Annotated in this window: 18 protein-coding genes and 2 pseudogenes; 12 read left to right on the top strand and 8 right to left on the bottom strand. The window is 43.6% G+C overall.

The window, feature by feature from the left end:
• The first annotated feature begins 177 nt into the window (after positions 1-177).
• Positions 178-438: a hypothetical protein gene (locus ACOCD9_RS11785; protein ID WP_419547545.1), complete on the top strand. Its 261-nt coding sequence runs from the start codon at positions 178-180 to the stop codon at positions 436-438.
• An 84-nt stretch (positions 439-522) separates the two neighbouring features.
• Here ACOCD9_RS11785 and ACOCD9_RS11780 read toward each other — a convergent pair whose 3' ends face one another.
• The 3 genes from ACOCD9_RS11780 to gpmI all read right to left on the bottom strand — a co-directional run bounded on the left by ACOCD9_RS11780 (position 523) and on the right by gpmI (position 3,577).
• Positions 523-1,239: a peptidase gene (locus ACOCD9_RS11780; protein ID WP_419547543.1), complete on the bottom strand. Its 717-nt coding sequence runs from the start codon at positions 1,237-1,239 to the stop codon at positions 523-525.
• Positions 1,240-1,473: a preprotein translocase subunit SecG gene (secG, locus tag ACOCD9_RS11775; RefSeq protein WP_002736485.1), complete on the bottom strand. Its 234-nt coding sequence runs from the start codon at positions 1,471-1,473 to the stop codon at positions 1,240-1,242.
• Between the two features lie 505 nt (positions 1,474-1,978).
• Positions 1,979-3,577, bottom strand: coding sequence for a 2,3-bisphosphoglycerate-independent phosphoglycerate mutase (gpmI, locus tag ACOCD9_RS11770; RefSeq protein ID WP_419547541.1), 1,599 nt, complete (start codon positions 3,575-3,577; stop codon positions 1,979-1,981).
• 106 nt (positions 3,578-3,683) lie between these two features.
• Here gpmI and ACOCD9_RS11765 point away from each other — a divergent pair, with 106 nt between their 5' ends.
• On the top strand, positions 3,684-4,661 hold the full coding sequence (locus ACOCD9_RS11765) for a phosphate ABC transporter substrate-binding protein (protein ID WP_419547540.1): 978 nt from the start codon (positions 3,684-3,686) through the stop codon (positions 4,659-4,661).
• 181 nt (positions 4,662-4,842) lie between these two features.
• Here ACOCD9_RS11765 and ACOCD9_RS11760 read toward each other — a convergent pair whose 3' ends face one another.
• On the bottom strand, positions 4,843-6,186 hold the full coding sequence (locus tag ACOCD9_RS11760) for a chloride channel protein (protein WP_419547538.1): 1,344 nt from the start codon (positions 6,184-6,186) through the stop codon (positions 4,843-4,845).
• Between the two features lie 226 nt (positions 6,187-6,412).
• Between ACOCD9_RS11760 and ACOCD9_RS11755 the strand changes: the two genes are divergently transcribed.
• Positions 6,413-6,595, top strand: a complete 183-nt coding sequence (locus tag ACOCD9_RS11755) for a hypothetical protein (protein ID WP_419547537.1) — start codon at positions 6,413-6,415, stop codon at positions 6,593-6,595.
• Positions 6,596-6,930: 335 nt separating this feature from the next.
• On the opposite strand, the gene ACOCD9_RS11750 is transcribed toward ACOCD9_RS11755, so the two are convergent.
• On the bottom strand, positions 6,931-7,485 hold the full coding sequence (locus tag ACOCD9_RS11750; protein ID WP_419547536.1) for a hypothetical protein: 555 nt from the start codon (positions 7,483-7,485) through the stop codon (positions 6,931-6,933).
• Between the two features lie 58 nt (positions 7,486-7,543).
• Between ACOCD9_RS11750 and rnc the strand changes: the two genes are divergently transcribed.
• Positions 7,544-8,221 carry a ribonuclease III gene (gene rnc, locus ACOCD9_RS11745; RefSeq protein WP_419547534.1) on the top strand — a complete coding sequence of 226 codons (678 nt, stop codon included), beginning with the start codon at positions 7,544-7,546 and terminating at the stop codon, positions 8,219-8,221.
• Positions 8,222-8,240: 19 nt separating this feature from the next.
• Here the strand turns inward: rnc and ACOCD9_RS11740 are convergent, their stop codons facing one another.
• Entirely contained in the window at positions 8,241-9,020 is a 780-nt protein-coding gene (locus ACOCD9_RS11740) for a Crp/Fnr family transcriptional regulator (protein ID WP_419547532.1), read from the bottom strand.
• 170 nt (positions 9,021-9,190) lie between these two features.
• Here ACOCD9_RS11740 and ACOCD9_RS11735 point away from each other — a divergent pair, with 170 nt between their 5' ends.
• The 6 genes and pseudogenes from ACOCD9_RS11735 to ACOCD9_RS11710 all read left to right on the top strand — a co-directional run.
• Positions 9,191-10,234, top strand: a complete 1,044-nt coding sequence (locus ACOCD9_RS11735) for a sulfate ABC transporter substrate-binding protein (RefSeq protein ID WP_419547531.1) — start codon at positions 9,191-9,193, stop codon at positions 10,232-10,234.
• An 11-nt stretch (positions 10,235-10,245) separates the two neighbouring features.
• Positions 10,246-10,587: an NIL domain-containing protein gene (locus tag ACOCD9_RS11730; RefSeq protein ID WP_002802587.1), complete on the top strand. Its 342-nt coding sequence runs from the start codon at positions 10,246-10,248 to the stop codon at positions 10,585-10,587.
• Positions 10,588-10,606: 19 nt separating this feature from the next.
• A complete protein-coding gene (cysT, locus tag ACOCD9_RS11725; RefSeq protein ID WP_287702291.1) occupies positions 10,607-11,449 on the top strand; it encodes a sulfate ABC transporter permease subunit CysT in 843 nt (280 codons plus the stop codon).
• A gap of 41 nt (positions 11,450-11,490) precedes the next feature.
• The gene (gene cysW / locus ACOCD9_RS11720) at positions 11,491-12,333 is read left to right on the top strand and encodes a sulfate ABC transporter permease subunit CysW (RefSeq protein WP_110577640.1); all 843 of its coding nucleotides are present in this window, start codon (positions 11,491-11,493) and stop codon (positions 12,331-12,333) included.
• 19 nt (positions 12,334-12,352) lie between these two features.
• On the top strand, positions 12,353-13,393 hold the full coding sequence (locus ACOCD9_RS11715; RefSeq protein WP_287702289.1) for a sulfate/molybdate ABC transporter ATP-binding protein: 1,041 nt from the start codon (positions 12,353-12,355) through the stop codon (positions 13,391-13,393).
• A gap of 230 nt (positions 13,394-13,623) precedes the next feature.
• Positions 13,624-13,845 (top strand): annotated as a pseudogene (locus tag ACOCD9_RS11710) (transposase); the annotation flags it as partial.
• 57 nt (positions 13,846-13,902) lie between these two features.
• Here the strand turns inward: ACOCD9_RS11710 and ACOCD9_RS11705 are convergent.
• Both ACOCD9_RS11705 and ACOCD9_RS11700 read right to left on the bottom strand, forming a co-directional pair.
• Positions 13,903-15,654: a mechanosensitive ion channel family protein gene (locus ACOCD9_RS11705; RefSeq protein WP_287702287.1), complete on the bottom strand. Its 1,752-nt coding sequence runs from the start codon at positions 15,652-15,654 to the stop codon at positions 13,903-13,905.
• Positions 15,655-15,694: 40 nt separating this feature from the next.
• Positions 15,695-15,829 (bottom strand): hypothetical protein, encoded by a 135-nt coding sequence (locus tag ACOCD9_RS11700; RefSeq protein WP_287702285.1) that lies wholly within the window; start codon positions 15,827-15,829, stop codon positions 15,695-15,697.
• A gap of 603 nt (positions 15,830-16,432) precedes the next feature.
• On the opposite strand from ACOCD9_RS11700, the gene ACOCD9_RS11695 reads away from it, so the two are divergent.
• Positions 16,433-16,987 carry a hypothetical protein gene (locus ACOCD9_RS11695; RefSeq protein ID WP_287702282.1) on the top strand — a complete coding sequence of 185 codons (555 nt, stop codon included), beginning with the start codon at positions 16,433-16,435 and terminating at the stop codon, positions 16,985-16,987.
• A gap of 162 nt (positions 16,988-17,149) precedes the next feature.
• Positions 17,150-17,238: pseudogene (locus ACOCD9_RS11690) on the top strand (IS200/IS605 family transposase); the annotation flags it as partial.

Below are 17,238 nucleotides of genomic sequence, written 5' to 3'. Positions count from 1 at the left end.
ATATCAGCCAGACTTGGAAACTATCTCATCAAATTAGTTCCCCCATAGAACCTCCTTGAGCCATCTTGCACACTTTTCTCTTTTTGTCAAATTTTATGTTAAGAAAGATGTGACTAATGGATAGCTTGATAAGGGGGGTGTTTGACAACTTTTAACACCTACTTACTTATACTTATAATGAATCAACCTAACGAAATTCAAAGGCAGCAACATCAGAGATTTACAGAGATTTTTAATCAGGGAAAACAGCGTTATATTCAAGCTGTCGGCAATAGCAAAAGCTATCTTTCCAGTGTCAAAGGAAAAGATTATTTATCAGACGAAGAAAGAGAAGAAGCGAAACAATTACTCAAACAAATATTTCAAACCCCAACAATCCAACTTAATCAGCGTGATTCAGACATGGCTAGAGGAAATAGAGGTTTAAGCGATGGTTAATCTTCTGGATCTTAGTCAGTTATACTAAGTATATCCATAACTTATACTTTTTAATAGCAGAACCGACTGAAGAGCAATATTTACCTATTCAGGTATTAGATACCCTAGCTGATTCATCTGCCAACCTAACTGAGTTGGCTGCTGATAAACCTTTTTTAAAGTGTTAATATCCCGGCTAGAAATCGGGGCAATATCTCTAGTTTGAGCGAAATACATCACATCCGTCTCTAGGGGACTATGACCCCAAATTCCCAAAGCGTGACCTAATTCGTGCCGCGCTGCCGCTAAGGCCGACCGATCGGCTAAATTAGGACTAATCTGGATACTCATCCGATGAGTTAGGCGATTTTCCTTGACAAAAATCTCGTATTGTGTTATGGCAGAACGCACCCGGGGCAGTTCTAACTTACCAGTTTCGGGATTAAAACGGACTCCCGAGGGCGGTAACTCCCGTTTAATGAGGATATCGGCCAATTCTGCCCGATTTACCAACTCGATCGGCAAATACTGCCCCCATTCAGCGATCGCCTGTTGTACCAAACTCAGCCAAGAACTGCGATCGCTCTGAATATAAATCTTCACGGGAAATTGCGACCAAATCAACGCCCCCACGGGACTGATTTCCACGGCATCAAAATAATCCCCGGACTGGTTTTGCTCTTGCCATTGGGCTAAATTAGCGGGTAAAGGATGGGTTTTTAACTCTGGTAGCGATCGACTGTCGGCGATCAAAGAATAGGAAAACAGCAAAAGACTCGCCAAGGCTGCGAGTCCTAGAAAAGAGAACCGACCTCTTAGCATTTAGCGATTTAACCAGCCGGCGCTCAGTACAATAGTTAGGGTGATAAATACCGTCCCCAAGGCCCAAGTCACCTGATTTAAGGTTTTTTCCGCCGTTTTTGCGCTGGTAAAAATCTGTGATTGGCCGCCAATACCGCCAATACCATCCCCTTTGGGACTGTGTAATAACACCAAAATCGCCAGAAAGGCCGCCGCCAGCGCCCAAATAATCTGTACTACCAGCACCACTGTCATGATTATTACTCTCTATTTTCCATTACAAAGTATAGCAGTTATCATCAGTTATCAGTTATCAGTTATCAGTTATCAGATGTAAGTTTTAAATTTTTATGGCTCTCTCGGAAATTGGCTGAAAAATGTTCATTATCTTACATTCAAAGATGCCCTACGCCCTTTCTTCGATAAGATTTGCTGATCAGCATAACTACAAGAGAGCGGTCTTTATTGGTCATTTTTCTGCTAATTAGGGCTTGCTGAATAATGGTGAAATATAGACGAGGTAAGGGTTTTAGGGTCTTGTTTCGCGAAACAGGTGCAAGATTTTGAGAGAATCGTGGTTCAAAACCTTGCGTCTTCATCGTCCCGCGTCCTGTAGGGGCGAAGCATTCGGGCAATAACCTATCGGTGAAACCGGAGATTTTCTATCCGAATGCTTCGCCCGTACTTTTTGCCGCAAACCCTAATTAGCCAATTTTTTAATTATTTCCACTGATTACTGATTACTGATTACTGATCACTGTTAAAGCGAGATGCGGACGGGAGTGCGACTGGCTTTAATTTCCACTTCGGCCGGTTTAATCAGCGATCGCCCGGTCATTTCCACCGGTACGGGAATAGAGAGAATTTCCAGGATAGTGGGGGCAATATCGGCTAAACGACCATCATCCCGCAGCTGCACATCGCCACCGTGGCCGGGTATTTTTCTTCCTTCCCCTTCAATTAAAATTAAAGGAACGGGATTAGTCGTGTGGGCCGTCCAAGGATTACCCGACTCATCCACCATCGTTTCCGCGTTACCGTGGTCGGCGGTGATTAACACTGTTCCCCCCAATTTATTGACGCTACTTAACAACTTAGCCAAGCATAGATCCACCGTTTCCACTGCTTTCATGGCCGCGTCTAAAATGCCCGTATGACCCACCATATCGGGGTTAGCGTAATTGACTACCACCAGACTATAGATCCCCTGTTCGATCGCCCCACAGACCGCTGCTGTCACCGCGGCTGCCGACATGGCCGGCGCTTGGTCATAGGTGGCGACTTTTGGACTAGGAATTAATTCGCGCACTTCTCCCTCAAAGGGTTTTTCTAACCCCCCATTAAAAAAGTAGGTGACGTGGGGATATTTTTCGGTTTCTGCACAACGAAACTGTTTTAATCCCTGTTGAGCGATCACCTGTCCTAAAATATTATTTAAATTCTGGGGAGCAAAAGCCACATCTACCGGTAATTTCGGATCGTATTGGGTGAAAGTGACAAAACTGAGGGGAGAAATTAAATCTCGATCGAAATCTTCAAAATCGGGCATAGTCAGGGCATAACATAACTGTCTAGCTCGATCGGGACGGAAATTATAGAATATCACCCCATCGCCCGCTTCGATCGCCCCCGGGGCAATTCTGGTGGGGGGAATAAATTCATCGGTAATATTTTGATCATAAAATGCCTGTAATACTTCAGTAATCGATCGCCCGTCGATACCTTGATCACTGGTCATCACGTTATAGGCTTTTTCCACCCGATCCCAACGGCGATCCCGATCCATGGCATAATAACGGCCACTGAGAGTCACCATGCGACCGAGTTTAATTTTATTAATATGTTCTTGAATCCGTTTAATCGCCGGCATTCCGTCGGTGACGTTGGTATCGCGACCATCGGTGATGACATGAATGCAGACATCGCTAATCCCTTGCACTTTCGCTAAGTCTAATAATCCCAGTAAGTGATCGAGATGGGAATGGACTCCCCCCTCGGAACATAAACCAATCAGGTGTAATTTGCTTTTTTTAGGGCTAATCTCGGCGCATAGTTTTAATAAAGCCTGATTTTGTTGAATCGAACCATCTTCGATCGCGTCGGAAATTCGTACTAATTCCTGTGGTACAACTCGCCCCGCTCCGATATTCAGGTGGCCAACTTCCGAGTTGCCCATCTGTCCTTCTGGTAGTCCCACATCCTTAGCGGAGGTGCGGATTAAGGTGTGGGGATACACTTCCCAGAGACTATCCATAATCGGGGTTTTCGCCATTGCGATCGCATTATCCGACCTTTGCGGGCGATAACCCCAACCATCAAGGATAACCAGCACGACTGGGGATATAGGTGCGTGGGTCATGATATACAGTCCTAAATTAAGAGTGGATTTCCATGCACTAAGATAATATCATCGAAACTTCCATTGATCACTGGTGTCCTGGCGATCGACCCCCTAATGTCAGCAAATGATGGGTATGTCTCAAAAAAACGAAACAACTGCTTTAATAATCGCTCTTTTAGCCACTGCGGGCATTTTAGGTGGGGGTTACTTCTGGCTACAAAGTCAATGTGCTGCGGGTCAAGAATTTTTTCTCTGTGGCAGCGGTAAAAGTCCGCAAAAATCCCCAACATCAGGAAGTGCCTCCTCTCCCCTACCCCCTCCCCCTTCCCCCCAGCGAGTGGTCAGTTTTGCCCCACCGACTTCTATCCCCAGTGGCACGACAATTCGCATTAACGGCTCCACCAGTATGGTACAGATTAATCAAGCCTTAAAAGCCGCTTTAACGGCCAAATTTCAGGGGGTAGAGGTATTGACAAATGCTCAAGGATCTGATGTGGGATTAGAGGAAGTAGCCCGGGGGGCGATCGATATTGCGGCGGTGTCACGACCTTTAACCGAGTCAGAACGCTCTCAGGGATTGGCTTCTAGTCCGATCGTTCGAGATGCGATCGCTGTTGTGGTGGGGGTAAAAAATCCCTTTGCGGGGGGGTTAACCACTGCTCAAGTTAGGGGTATTTTTACCGGAAAAATCACCTCTTGGTCCGAGGTGGGAGGTTCTGCTGCTACTATTCAAGTGATTAATCGTCCTCCTATTAGTGGCACTTATCAAAGTTTTCGTCAGGAAGTCCTGCAAGGGGGAGAATTTGGTAGGGGAACTAATTTTAAAATGATGGAGAGGGATGCCACCACCCCAATCTTGCGAGTTTTGGGACTGAATGGCATTAGTTACGCAACCTATGGCCAAATCGCCAACCAAAAAACCGTCAGAGCGCTCGCTGTGGACGGAATTTCAGCCAGTGAACCTAATTATCCCTGGCAGCGTACCCTTTACTACGTTTACAAAGAACCTGCTAGTGAAGCAGTCAAAGCTTTTATGGGTTTTGTGGCCTCTAGTGATGGTCAAGAAGCGATTTTTCGGGCCAATGAAGACCTACAAAAGTAGTTAGCGAGAATATCTGAAAATCTGGGAAATTTTACGCCTTGCATGACTAGGGTAAGCATTGTCTATTTTACCGTGGAGACGGGGAAGCATTGAGAATGGTTAGCTGAACACCATTATCTTTTTCATAAACGAAAGAACCTGCACCCTCTGGATATCAAGGTAATTCCCCTGACGGTGGCTTCTAGCGGAACATTGCCCGCAGGGAACTAGAGAGTTGATTGGCTACCCGTGCTGCCACCAATCCCGAAAGGGCAGCGACTACCACTGTAGCAAGGCAGGTTAGCTGGGCTGCCCCCGGACCCCCCACCCCCAGCACCATCGCCACGGCGGTCAAAGGTAGGCGATAGCCGCCCGCAATACCGGCCGCTGCCCCCGCTGCACCGGCCAGATCCCCCGAAATTTCAAAGGTGGTGGCGAATACCCGGCCAGTGAGGTCGCCGATCGCCAGAAAAGGGACAAACACGCCGCCACAGCCCCCAGCTAAAACCGCAGCGGTAGTGGCCGCAGCCCGGAGCAGAGCTACCGCTAACAGATGGTAAGGAGTTGTTTCAATGTTTTCGGCCCAGACGATAGCGGCTCCCCCTGGTCCAAAAGCCGCTGCGGGGGTCGCCACCTGCCCGATCACGATCGCCAAGAATAGCATCACCAGGCCACCAATGAGGAGACGAGTGCCAGGCCTGTCCCGCAAGCCTCTGGCCCAGTAGATCGCCTCACCGGTGAGGGCTGTAATCGTGCCAGCGATCACTCCGATCAATAAAGTGGCAGCCACCGCATCCCCGAAGTCAGTCGGGGCAACCTGCGGCACCACCAGCCGGATCAGTTGCAGCTTAAAGGCAGCGTTGACTCCCCATCCCACCAGTCCCCCAGCTAACATCGCTGCTACTCGCTCCGGGGTGATCGGAACCTGGCGTCGCTGACTCAACTCAAACATAAAGAAGCTGCCCACCAGAGGGATTCCCATCAGGGCAGAAACACTGGCCGCACCGCCACCGATGGCCAGGGGCCGCACCAGTTGACGCAGGGCTGGATTTATGCTACCCAACCAGGTCCCCGTTGCCACGCCAATATGAGCCGCCGGTGATTCTGTTCCCATGGGCGCACCCAGTCCAACAGTGGAGAGGATGGCCAAGGCCCGCAACGGTGCTAGATTCCAGGGGAAGCGCTCTTCGGCACCGGATGCGTTAACCACGTCACCGGTCAGATCGGCGCGAGCAATGTCATGGGGGAAGGAGTACCAGTCCATGAGAGAACCCCAGCGGCCAGAGGAAGTAGCCCCCCGGGGAGCTAAGGTCTGCACAGGTTGGCCCTTACCCAGTCCAAACAGGACTAGCACTGCTAAGGTAACGCCCACCAGAGGCAGCAGCAGTAGCCAGACGTTGCCTAGGCCAGAGGCAATCCTGAGGGTTTGCTTAATTGCCTCAGTCAGCAATACCGCAGCCAGAGAGCCGATCAAACCGCCGAGCAGGCCAGCAACAGCCCATGGGCCTACCCTGGTTAACAGAAGTTGTAGTTTGTTATTTAGCATCGCGCAAGGAAAGTTAAACTTTTATTTTTTCGATAGCAAGTCCATTTGAGTCCTCAAGCAAAACACCCTGAAAGTCTTTACCTAAAATGTCGGCTTCAAGGAACCCTCGGTTTCACCGATGAGCTTTCAGTCCGACCAGCATAGAACAGTGATGCAATTCAGACTTGAATTGCATCACTGTCCGATTATCACCTAATAAATATAGCAGTTTTCATCAGAATGAGGCATGGGCAAGAGGCTTAAACCCTTTGTTGGCAAAACTTGTCGATACCTCAGTAACGTGAAAAGTGCTATATATAATCGCTACAGCATCGAACAAGGACCGACAAAACCGAGTTTTCACGATATGCAAGAGCGACAAGAACAAGAACAGCGTTGGCTAGAAAAAATCAACAGATTAGAGCGATAGGCTAGAGATTTTATATCCAGATTGAACTCGGAATTTTAACAGAAAATTACTCGGAATTTCAATTTTAGGATTTGATCGCTCCGTCCTGCGTCTGGACTACCGATAAAATAACGGGTAATGGTTTCATCTGGGGGAATTCTCTCTAAAATTAACTTTTTGTCGGGTTGATTAAGGCACTCGATTTCTGCGGTAATTTCGAGCGACTACAGGAGGGTTTTTGGATAATTAATTTTTGAGAGTTCAAAAATGAGAAAAATAGGCATAAAATCTCTAAATAGAGAATTTAATTGATTAAAGCTCATTCTTGATTCTCCTGACGACCGAATACTGGCTACTTACTCCTCAACTAAGGGAAGATTTTTGATTTTTACAAGAGGTCTATACTTAATAGAACCGTAGATTAATAACATTGTCGTTAAAGTCATGGCCATAATTAGGGGAGCGATTTTGGCTAACCAGAAAGCCACGAAGATTATGCCGATTCCGTCAGCGAGTAAGATGGGTAAACGTGGCCCTATGCCATGGTCAATGATTGTTTCCGTGCTTGGCTGCAGTTGAATCTTGGCTAAACAATGAAACCAAATTTGACTGACTAAAACTATTAAAGACCCCCATCCTATCCAGAGGGCAGCCACATAAAAGCCCGATAATTCTAAAACAATTGTACTAACTGTGACAATAAAAAAGCGATCGAGGCGAGGATCGCTGGTTTTTTGCTGAAATTGGGCAATTTCTGCCAAGTCCACCGCTGCCATGCGTGCCTGTTCCATACACATCCCCAGGGTACCTAGGGCAAGAATAGCAGCGGATAGGTTTTCCGGTGAGAAGATTTGGGAGATTATGCCTAAACTAGCCGGAAAAAACAGTAAAAAAAGGATCGTTCGTCTCATCTATTCGGGGTGGGGTCGGATTAAGATAAGAAATGCTCTTGACTTGATCATTTCTGTAATGTCTTGTTTGCCTCCTTTTCAAAATGCTCTCCTTCTCACCCAAGCTTTAACCCATCGTTCCTATGTCAACGAACAGTCGGAATTGACGGAAAATAACGAGCGCCTAGAATTTTTGGGCGATGCGATTTTGGCTTTTTTGGTGGGCGAACTTTTGTATCAGAAATATCCCGCCATGAACGAGGCAGAATTAACCCGTTTGCGGTCAAATTTGGTCAAAGAAGAACAATTAGCGCAATTAGGCATCGAAATCGGCCTGGGGGAGTTAATGCGTTTAGGCAAGGGGGCAATTAAAGATCGGGGGCGATCAAATCCTACCCTATTAGCGGACAGTTTTGAAGCGATAATTGGGGCTTATTATCTAGATTCGGGGTTAAATGCGGTTAAAAACTATCTGCACGGGCTTTTTATCCCTGTAGCCTCTCATTTAGTCTCTCAACAATCGGAATCGCCATCTTTTATCGATGCTAAAAATCTCTTTCAACAGTGGGCGCTGGCCAATTTCGCCTCTAATCCAGAATATGCGATCGTCGATGTTACAGGACCGCCCCACGCTAGGGAATTTACTGCCGAAGTGCGGGTTAATCATCTTCTCTACGGTACAGGTAAAGGCAAACGGAAACAGGATGCCACCAAAGCGGCTGCCGAAGATGCCTTAAAGCGCTGTCAATGGCAATAATAAATAAGGCTAACCCTACTTATCTTAGGGGCCACCAATTAACTTTATCTCTGGTGGCACTGTACACTTCTTTTAAACCCTCGGCATCCAGTACCCGAATTAAATCCCCCGTCGATTCTGAGGCAATTAATCCCACGTTTTGCAATCCTTTTAATACCTGTTCGACGGTGCGTTGATTGAGTTGACAAGCGCGAGCAATCACATCGACGGATAGATCAAAAGTATAGATATTTTCGGCATCTGGTTGACTGCCTAATTCTCTTTCTTGATAGATTAAGGCTCTGAGTAAAGTGGCTACAGCTTGGGGTGGATAGCTACTGCAATTAAGCAAATGATACTCGAATTTTTGCTGTAATTCAAATAAAAAACAGTACCGTTGACGAAAACTTTCGTTATCATTGTAAATCTTTTCTAGCGCCGATAAGGGAATTTTCAGGACGTGGGTGGTTTTATAGGATTCCACCAAACAGGGAAAGGCGCGACTGGCTAAACCATAACTAAAGGGTAAACTCCTCATGCCAAAACAGCCGCCGGGGTAGGTAATGGCAATAATCCGGTCGAGGGGAGTGCTGCGGACGACGATTACACCCTCATCCAAAATCACATACAAAACATCTAGAAATTCATCGGGGAGAAAAGCCGTATAGACGGGACGATTGGAAAATAGCGTCTCTAGCTTGAGGTTCTCGGCATCGAGATACTGACTCAACCAAGCTTCCTCTAGTCCGCGAAAGAGAAAACTCTGGTTAATCAGTTGTTGTAGGAGGGTTGTTTTTTTGGCTTTGACGCTCTTGCCCATAGTCTCAAACCTAGATGTAGCACTGATTCCATCTTCTCACAGTTTCCCTTGTTATCACCTTATTTCCAATTTGTTTTATAAATGTATTGAAATTTTGTTTCCTGTGCTGTAGGATTAAACTACACCTGAAAACAGATACAACCTCAGAGTAAAGCTTAGGAGCGCCGCCGATGCAGTCATCCCAGTCTTGTTTATCCCTACTCATGGCAACTGTCCTGACGGGAGGAATGCTGGCATCTTGCACCCCATCCCCCACCAATAGCGGCAATGACAGCCAAAAACCCGTGACTGTGACGCTTGTTTCCTATGCTGTCACCCAAAGTGCCTACGAAAAAATCATTCCCAAATTTGTCGAGGAATGGCAACAAAAAACGGGGCAAAAAGTCACTTTTGAACAGAGTTATGGCGGTTCCGGTTCCCAAACTCGTGCCGTTATCGATGGTTTAGAAGCGGATGTGGTAGCGTTGGCTTTAGCTTTGGATACCAAGAAAATTGAGCAAGCGGGATTAATTCAACCCGGTTGGGAAAAAGAAGCACCCAATGACTCTATTGTTCATAAATCTGTAGTGGCTTTTGTTCCTCGTGATGCCAATATTAAAATTAATCAATGGTCAGATTTAGCCAAGAATAATATTAAAGTTATTACCGCTAATCCCAAGACTTCCGGCGGAGCGCGCTGGAATTTTCTCGCTCTTTGGGGTTCGGTGACGCAAGCGGGAGGCAGTGAACAAGAGGCGCAAACTTTTGTCGAAAAGGTGTTTAAAAATGTGCCAGTTTTACCTAGAGATGCTCGCGAATCTAGTGATGTATTTTTTAAACAGGGCCAGGGAAATGTGCTAATTAATTACGAAAACGAGATGATTCTTGCTAACCAAAAAGGTGAGAATTTAGCCTATACTGTTCCCACCGATTATAACATTTCTGTGGATAATCCCGTGGCGGTTGTTGATGCCAATGTGGATAAAAAAGGTACGAGAAAAGTGGCCGAAGCTTTTGTGCAGTTTTTATTTACCCCAGAGGCACAAAGAGAATTTGCTAAAGTTGGTTTTCGTCCCGTTGAACCGACTATAGTTAAAGAGTTTGAGAGTAAATTTCCTCAGATAAAAAATCTCTTTACCGTGCAGGATTTAGGCGGTTGGGATCAGGTACAAAAGCAATTTTTTGATGATGGAGGCTTGTTCGATAAAATTCTGACTAAAGCTGGTAAATCCTAAGGAGAAAAACCATGGATAATCAACCTCAATGGCAAACTATTAATCATCCCCAAAGTGACTTACATCTCGATCAATCAGGACTTGATCGCCCCACGTCCCGACGAATAAAAATTCGGGTTCCTAAACAATATATTAACGAGCCAATCATAGCACGTTTAGGGTCTTTTCCTGGTCTAAAAGTGAATATATTTTCCGCTTTGTTAGCGGCAAATAATAATCAAGATGGCTGGTTCGATCTACAACTACAAGGCAACTCCCAAGGGATAGAAAATGCCCTTTCCTATCTGGCAGATTTAGATGTAGAAGTTTGGTATGATTCAGCACAAGTTCTTGAAGAAGCGGACAATTGGTAATCTCTAGCAATAATAAACAATGGCTAACCCACAATTATCTTTATCTCCTAGTCAAACCCTGAAAAAAGTTTCTATTCCTTGGGTAATTACCATTAGTTATCTAGTGGTTTTGTTGGTTTTACCGGCAGCGGCACTATTTGCTAAATCCCTAACTCTTGGTTTGGCCGAATTTTGGCGTGTTGCCACTTTACCGATTTCTTTATCCGCTTACCAAGTCACTTTTTTTACTTCCTTAATTGCTGGATTAATTGACGGAGTTTTTGGCACTATTATCGCTTGGGTATTAGTGCGTTATCGATTCCCGGGTAAAAAAATTGTCGATGCTTGTGTGGATTTGCCCTTTGCTTTACCCACTTCTGTTGCCGGTTTAGTCCTAGCCACAGTTTACAGTGATAACGGTTGGCTCGGTCAATTTTTTGCCCCCTTTGGCATTAAGATATCCTTTACCATTTTAGGGGTTTTTGTGGCGATGTTATTTATCGCTTTACCCTTTATTGTCCGCACCCTACAGCCGGTTTTACAGGAAATGGAAAAAGAAGTAGAAGAAGCGGCTTTATCCCTCGGTGCTTCCTCTTGGCAAATCTTCTGGCGAGTTATTTTTCCCACAATACTACCCGCTATTTTAACAGGAGTTGCCCTCGGTTTTGCCAGAGCGATCGGTGAATATGGTTCCGTAGTTATCATCTCCTCTAATATTCCCTTTAAGGATTTAATTGCCCCAGTTTTAATCTTCCAAAGACTAGAGGAATATGATTACACGGGGGCGACAGTAATCGGCATGGTTTTATTACTGGTTTCTTTGTTCATGTTAGTAGTAATTAACTTCCTGCAACAATGGGGGCAAAAATACCGAGTTAAGTAAAGAGTAAAAAATATTAGAGTATGACTGGAGACAGATCAAAAATGCAGAATCCAAAAGCCTTAACTAAACCGAAAGAATGGGATTACAAACCCCTACTAATTATCATTGCCCTTGTCTATCTGGCACTATTATTATTTATTCCAGCAGCGGCAGTATTTTACTATGCTTTTCGCAATGGATTCCAAGCTTTTTTAGAAGCGGCGGGAACTTCTGACTTTATCGAAGCGGTAAGATTAACAGTAATTATTGCCCTAATTACTGTACCTTTAAACACAATTTTTGGACTTTGTGCCGCCTGGGTAATTGCTCGCAATCAATTTCGTGGCAAAACGTTATTAATTAGTTTAATTGACTTGCCTTTTGCCGTTTCTCCCGTGGTAGCGGGTTTAATGATTGTACTGCTCTATGGGCGTAATGGTTGGTTAGGTTCTTTTCTAGAACTTTTCAGTATAAAAATACTTTTTGCTTTACCCGGAATGGTATTAGCAACTATTTTTGTCACCATGCCTTTTGTCGCTAGAGAAGTTATCCCAGTCTTAGAAGAAATTGGCTTAGAACAAGAGGAAGCGGGGCGCACTTTAGGGGCAAATGATTGGCAGATTTTCTGGCGCGTAACTTTACCCAATATTCGTTGGGGATTGATGTACGGAGTCCTGTTAACTAATGCCCGGGCGATGGGAGAATTTGGGGCGGTTTCTGTGGTTTCTGGCAGTATTTTAGGTAGAACTGCCACCCTGCCAATTTTCGTAGAACAGGCCTATAAAAATTATCTCACTCCTGCCGCTTTTAGTGCAGCGGCTATTCTCGCCTTACTAGCCGGAGTTACTTTAATTATCAAAGAAATTCTCGAACGTAAAACCGCCCACAAAATTCACACTACATAACTACAATTAACCTAAAAATATGAGTATTACTATCCACCAAGTTTCCAAACGTTTCGGCAATTTTCAAGCTTTAGATAATATCAGTTTAACCATTCCTGAAGGCAAATTAGTCGCCCTCCTCGGACCATCGGGATCGGGAAAATCCACCTTATTACGTTCAATTGCGGGATTAGAAACTCCCGATAGTGGCGCAATTATCATTAACGGACAAGATACCACCCATCTGGATCCTAGACGGAGAAATATCGGCTTTGTTTTTCAACATTATGCCCTATTTAAACATTTAACTGTTCGTCAAAATATTGCTTTTGGTCTAGAAATTCGCCAGCAAAAATCGCCAGCAATTAAGAAAAAAGTTGAGGAACTATTAGAATTAATTCAATTACAAGGATTAGGTGATCGCTATCCCGCCCAATTATCGGGAGGACAACGGCAAAGAGTAGCTTTAGCCCGCGCTTTAGCCATTCAACCGAATGTATTATTATTAGATGAACCCTTTGGAGCTTTAGATGCAAAAGTCAGAAAAGAATTAAGGGTATGGCTGAGAAATTTACACGAAGAAGTTCACGTTACCAGTGTTTTTGTTACCCACGATCAAGAGGAAGCAATGGAAGTGGCCGATACGATTGTTGTGATGAATCATGGTAAAATTGAACAGGTGGGTTCTCCCGCCGAAATTTATGATCATCCCGCCACACCTTTTGTGATGCAGTTTATTGGGGAAGTGAATATCTTACCCAGTTTAGCAGGATTAGGAAATGGACATCATCCGGGGGATAATTCCACCGTTTTTATCCGTCCCCACGACCTCGAAATTATGCCCAGTCAAGATGGGTTGAATAGTTGGGCAGTGGTAAAAAGAGTTATTCATTTAGGCTGGGAAATACAGGTAGAATTAATGTTAGCCGATGGGGAAATGGTGGTGGCTTATCTCAATCGTGAGGAATACAAGCAATTACAGTTACAACCAGAACAAACGGTACATTTAAAACCGAGAAAAGCAACCTTACTCACTGATTTTGACAATAAAAGTGAGAAAGTTATCGATTACTCAATTTAAAAACTTTAGTTGTGTTACAGCCTTTCTCATCAGGATAAAGTACAACCTAATTTGCTATTGATGATCGACTCCCCAAAAAAACTTCCTGTCTCACCATTAAGATAACTGCTATAATGTTTGACTAAGACAATTATTTTTAAGTAATAGCCAATTCAAAAATGAAAGGCATCAACCTCAATAGTTAACAAAGAAAGGCTGATCAGGTACTGTCCGATCAATACAAAAACAAATCAGCTCCTTATCGTTCTTGGGAGAGGGGATTAAACGAGCATACTAAGGGACTATTGAGACAATTTTTTCCTAAGGGAACGAATTTGAAAATCCTTAAGCCAGAGCAGGTAGAAAGAGCCGTAAACTTGATTAACAATCGTACTCGAAAATGTCTTAACTATCGTACCCCGAATGAGCTATTCTATGAAGGTAAATCGGACAGTGATGCAATTCAGACTTGAATTAGCCCATTATATTAATAATCCGCCAACAGTGAGTGCTTAAGAACGGATTTACTATCATAATGTGTTGTTTTCCTGATTGTCTGAAGATTGAACACGAAAGGGAGGCGCAACATAATCGGAAGGTAAATAATTTTCGGGAATGGTTGTTGTATTTCCATCTCGTAGGGAGGTGTAACTGGGAGAGAGAATCTCAATCCCAGCTTCATTACACTTATCTTGAATATTTTGATGGAGTTCTGAATAAATTATTACCATCAAATTGGGTTGGTTAGTGTAAGCGTTTAACTGATAACTGATGTAAAAATTATCCAGGCTAGTTTGCAGGACAAAAGGGGCGGGTTCTTTGAGAATATGCACAGTTTCTAGAGCCGCTTCAATTAAGGTTTTGTGGGCTTTTCGCCAAGGCAGATCGTACCCTAGGGTAATCGTTGTCTGAATAATTAGATTTCTGTTTAATTCCCGCGAGGAAATACTAAAGTTAATCACATTACTACTTAATAAAGATGAGTTAGGAATAGTAATAATTTTATTAGTGGGAGTGCAAATGCGAATTACTAAGAAGTTTTTTTCAATTAGATCGCCAATTACCTCTCCTACTTGAATGTGATCTCCGATGCGAAAGGCACGGGTATAGATAAGAATAATTCCCCCGATAACATTGGCGATTGCCGAAGTAGAACCAAGGGATAAAAGAAGACCGAGAAAAACAGAAACACCTCGGAAAGCAGGGGAATCAAAACCGGGCAAATAGGGAAAAGCAACTATTGCTGCTATGGCAATAATTATGACTAATAGGATATTGTAAGTCGGTTTAGCCCAATCAGTATAAAAACCAGGAATAACCAGATTTCCTCTTTCTATTGCTGTAAAAAAGGGCTTGATTAGCCCGATTAAGTAGTAGGTTATAAAAATGATTATGGCAATAATAAAGGCATTGGGAAGATATTGGCCAATAGAGGATAAAACCAGTTCTAATGATTGAGAAAAATAGCCTAAAATACTCTCACCAAAAACTCTTGTCCAGGGAAATAAACGAAGTATAAATGTAGCATAATTAAATAATAATAAAAAGAGAACAAGTAAGCGAATTATCCGAAGAACTCGCAGCCAAAAAAAGCTTATATTAGAGGAAGATATGATCTCAACATTCCCGATTTGAATGCCTGGCGTCAAGGATTCAATCAAACGTCTAATAAAGGGAAATAGCTTCCCTGAAATTTTGATAACTGCAAAGCTAATAATCAGGAAGACAAAGCTGGCTATAACCGTATAAATGATGTTCTTAAGTAGTTGTTCGGGTTTTCGATCTTGGCGATATTGAGCGATAGCAACCTGAATTTTTTGTAAAGCTTGTTGAGCTAAAACCTCCGGCGTTGAACGATAGGCTTTTGCATCTCGCTCCGTCACCGTTAGAATTACTTCTTGATCTACACTTAAATAAAGTGAGTTATCATCAGGAATCTGCTTAATTGTCAGGTTCTCAACAGGAATAGAATCATTTTGAGCAATTCTTTCAATTCTCCGGGTAATAGCGTTAGCTCTCTCCTCCGCCGAAAATGAAGAAACTCCCCGCCGGATAAAAAAGAGAGTTTTTCCATCTAACATAACTGGAAAGCCGTCAATTTTATTTTCCGGTTGTGTCGGATTTTGAGCTATTCCCAAAAGAGGAGAGGTGAGAGTCAGTAGTAAAACTACAACAAATATTACCAAAGTATGCCCAATTTTTTTCATCCATCCTCTAGCTTGAGATGCTGTAGTTGGCATTGCATATCTTTGATTAATATCGACAAACGGTACAAATTTCATAGGATTAAGTCAGATTTTTCTGGGTGTAGTCGGGTAAGGTTTAGGCATTAAGAAAAGCTAAAACCAGTCGCAGAGTAATTGTCCCCGGCAACATGAAGACAATCAGGGCGACAATTATTTGACAGAGCCAGCGAATTTGAGTATAGCGTGGTTTTCTAGAGGTTTTTTTGATCATAGATCAAAGCAGAATTATCCCTAACTATTCTCTCACAAAAATCCAGTGGGTAAATTAAGTGATCGCTGCTGGTAATTCCTGGCGACTGTACTAATACTAAATCCTGTTTAAAAGCCATAGGAGATTAGGGAGATGGGGGAGTGGGGAGATGGGGGAGCAAATGTCAGCAGAAAGTTAGCAAAATTATCTAGTCACACCAGTCAATAAAACGCCGTAGCAATTTTATCTATCCTAGTACAATTGCTCAGGAGCTACGATCGATTAACCTAGAAGAGTTAGCCAATAACCAAATTCAGGCGTTGACAAGTTTATGTCACTTTTCTCATCAACCCCTGGCAAAAGTCAAAAAGTAATCAATAATATAGCGGTTTTCAGTCTCATAAGGTATAGTAAATCCCTTGATAGATAGGCGTTTCAGCATTTCAATCGGGACTCACTTCTGTGAAAACCGCTATAATATGCAGGGGTTAATTATTGCTACTATGGCAAGAGTACCTCTCGTCTGACTTCCACCAGAAGTCTGTTGGTAGCTTCGGGAATTGTCAAAACCGAGATGTAGTTACTCATTGAACGCCACAAAGGCCAAAATATGGAGTATTATTTATGAGCCATTTATCCCTATCCGAACAGATTACCGAGGAACTTCTGGCAATCCTGATCGAAGAAGAAGTCACCTATCCCTGGGATGTAACCGCTGTTGAGAGTCATGATCCCTTAGACGTGACAGAAACGCCTTTTTCTCTGTGTGAAGGACTAGAAGCGACGGCGCTCGAGGCACAAGCTCATAGATTCTTTAGCAGTTTACACCAAAAATTCCCGACAGTTTCCGTTTCATCCCGGTCTAATATCTTTGATAAATTTGCCTCTTTACTGCCAGCAGAACATTTAAATAGTCTAGTAGAAAGTGCTGAAAATCTAGTTAATAGTCAATTAGATAACTTTGATCGCCTTGTTGTTTGTCTTAGCGAGCTTTTTCCCCAATGGTCTCCAGAAGATTTACAGGTTTTTGCCCGTCCCTACGCCTATACTATGCGTAATGGCCAGAGCAAAACTAATATAGACACCGAAAATTGGCAAGCTCTTTCCGAAATTGAACAAATTCGCCGAAGTGCAGCCATCGCCAGCCAGATTTTCCGCGACTTGTCTTCTCCTGAATAGTCATCTCGTTATCGGCTGCACTGCATTGAAACTGGCTATTAGACCCCCACCTAATATTATCTTAAGACTAAAAGTTTTTCTAGTTAAGGAATCTAAACAAATAAAAATGATTTTAATCTCTTCGGGTCTAATTCCCCGCCGCTCGCGGCGTATAATAGAAAAATGAGTGAATACATCCATAAGAGCCATAATGTAAGTGTTTTGCTATATCATTTAGTGTTCCCAGCCAAATATCGTAAAGCCGTTTTCGA

Origin of the sequence: Microcystis sp., from assembly GCF_048564745.1 — a bacterium.
In the GTDB taxonomy this organism is placed as follows: Bacteria; Cyanobacteriota; Cyanobacteriia; order Cyanobacteriales; family Microcystaceae; genus Microcystis; species Microcystis ichthyoblabe_A.
Note: the sequence above shows the minus strand (reverse complement) of the source record. Positions and strands in the feature narration are given on the sequence as shown.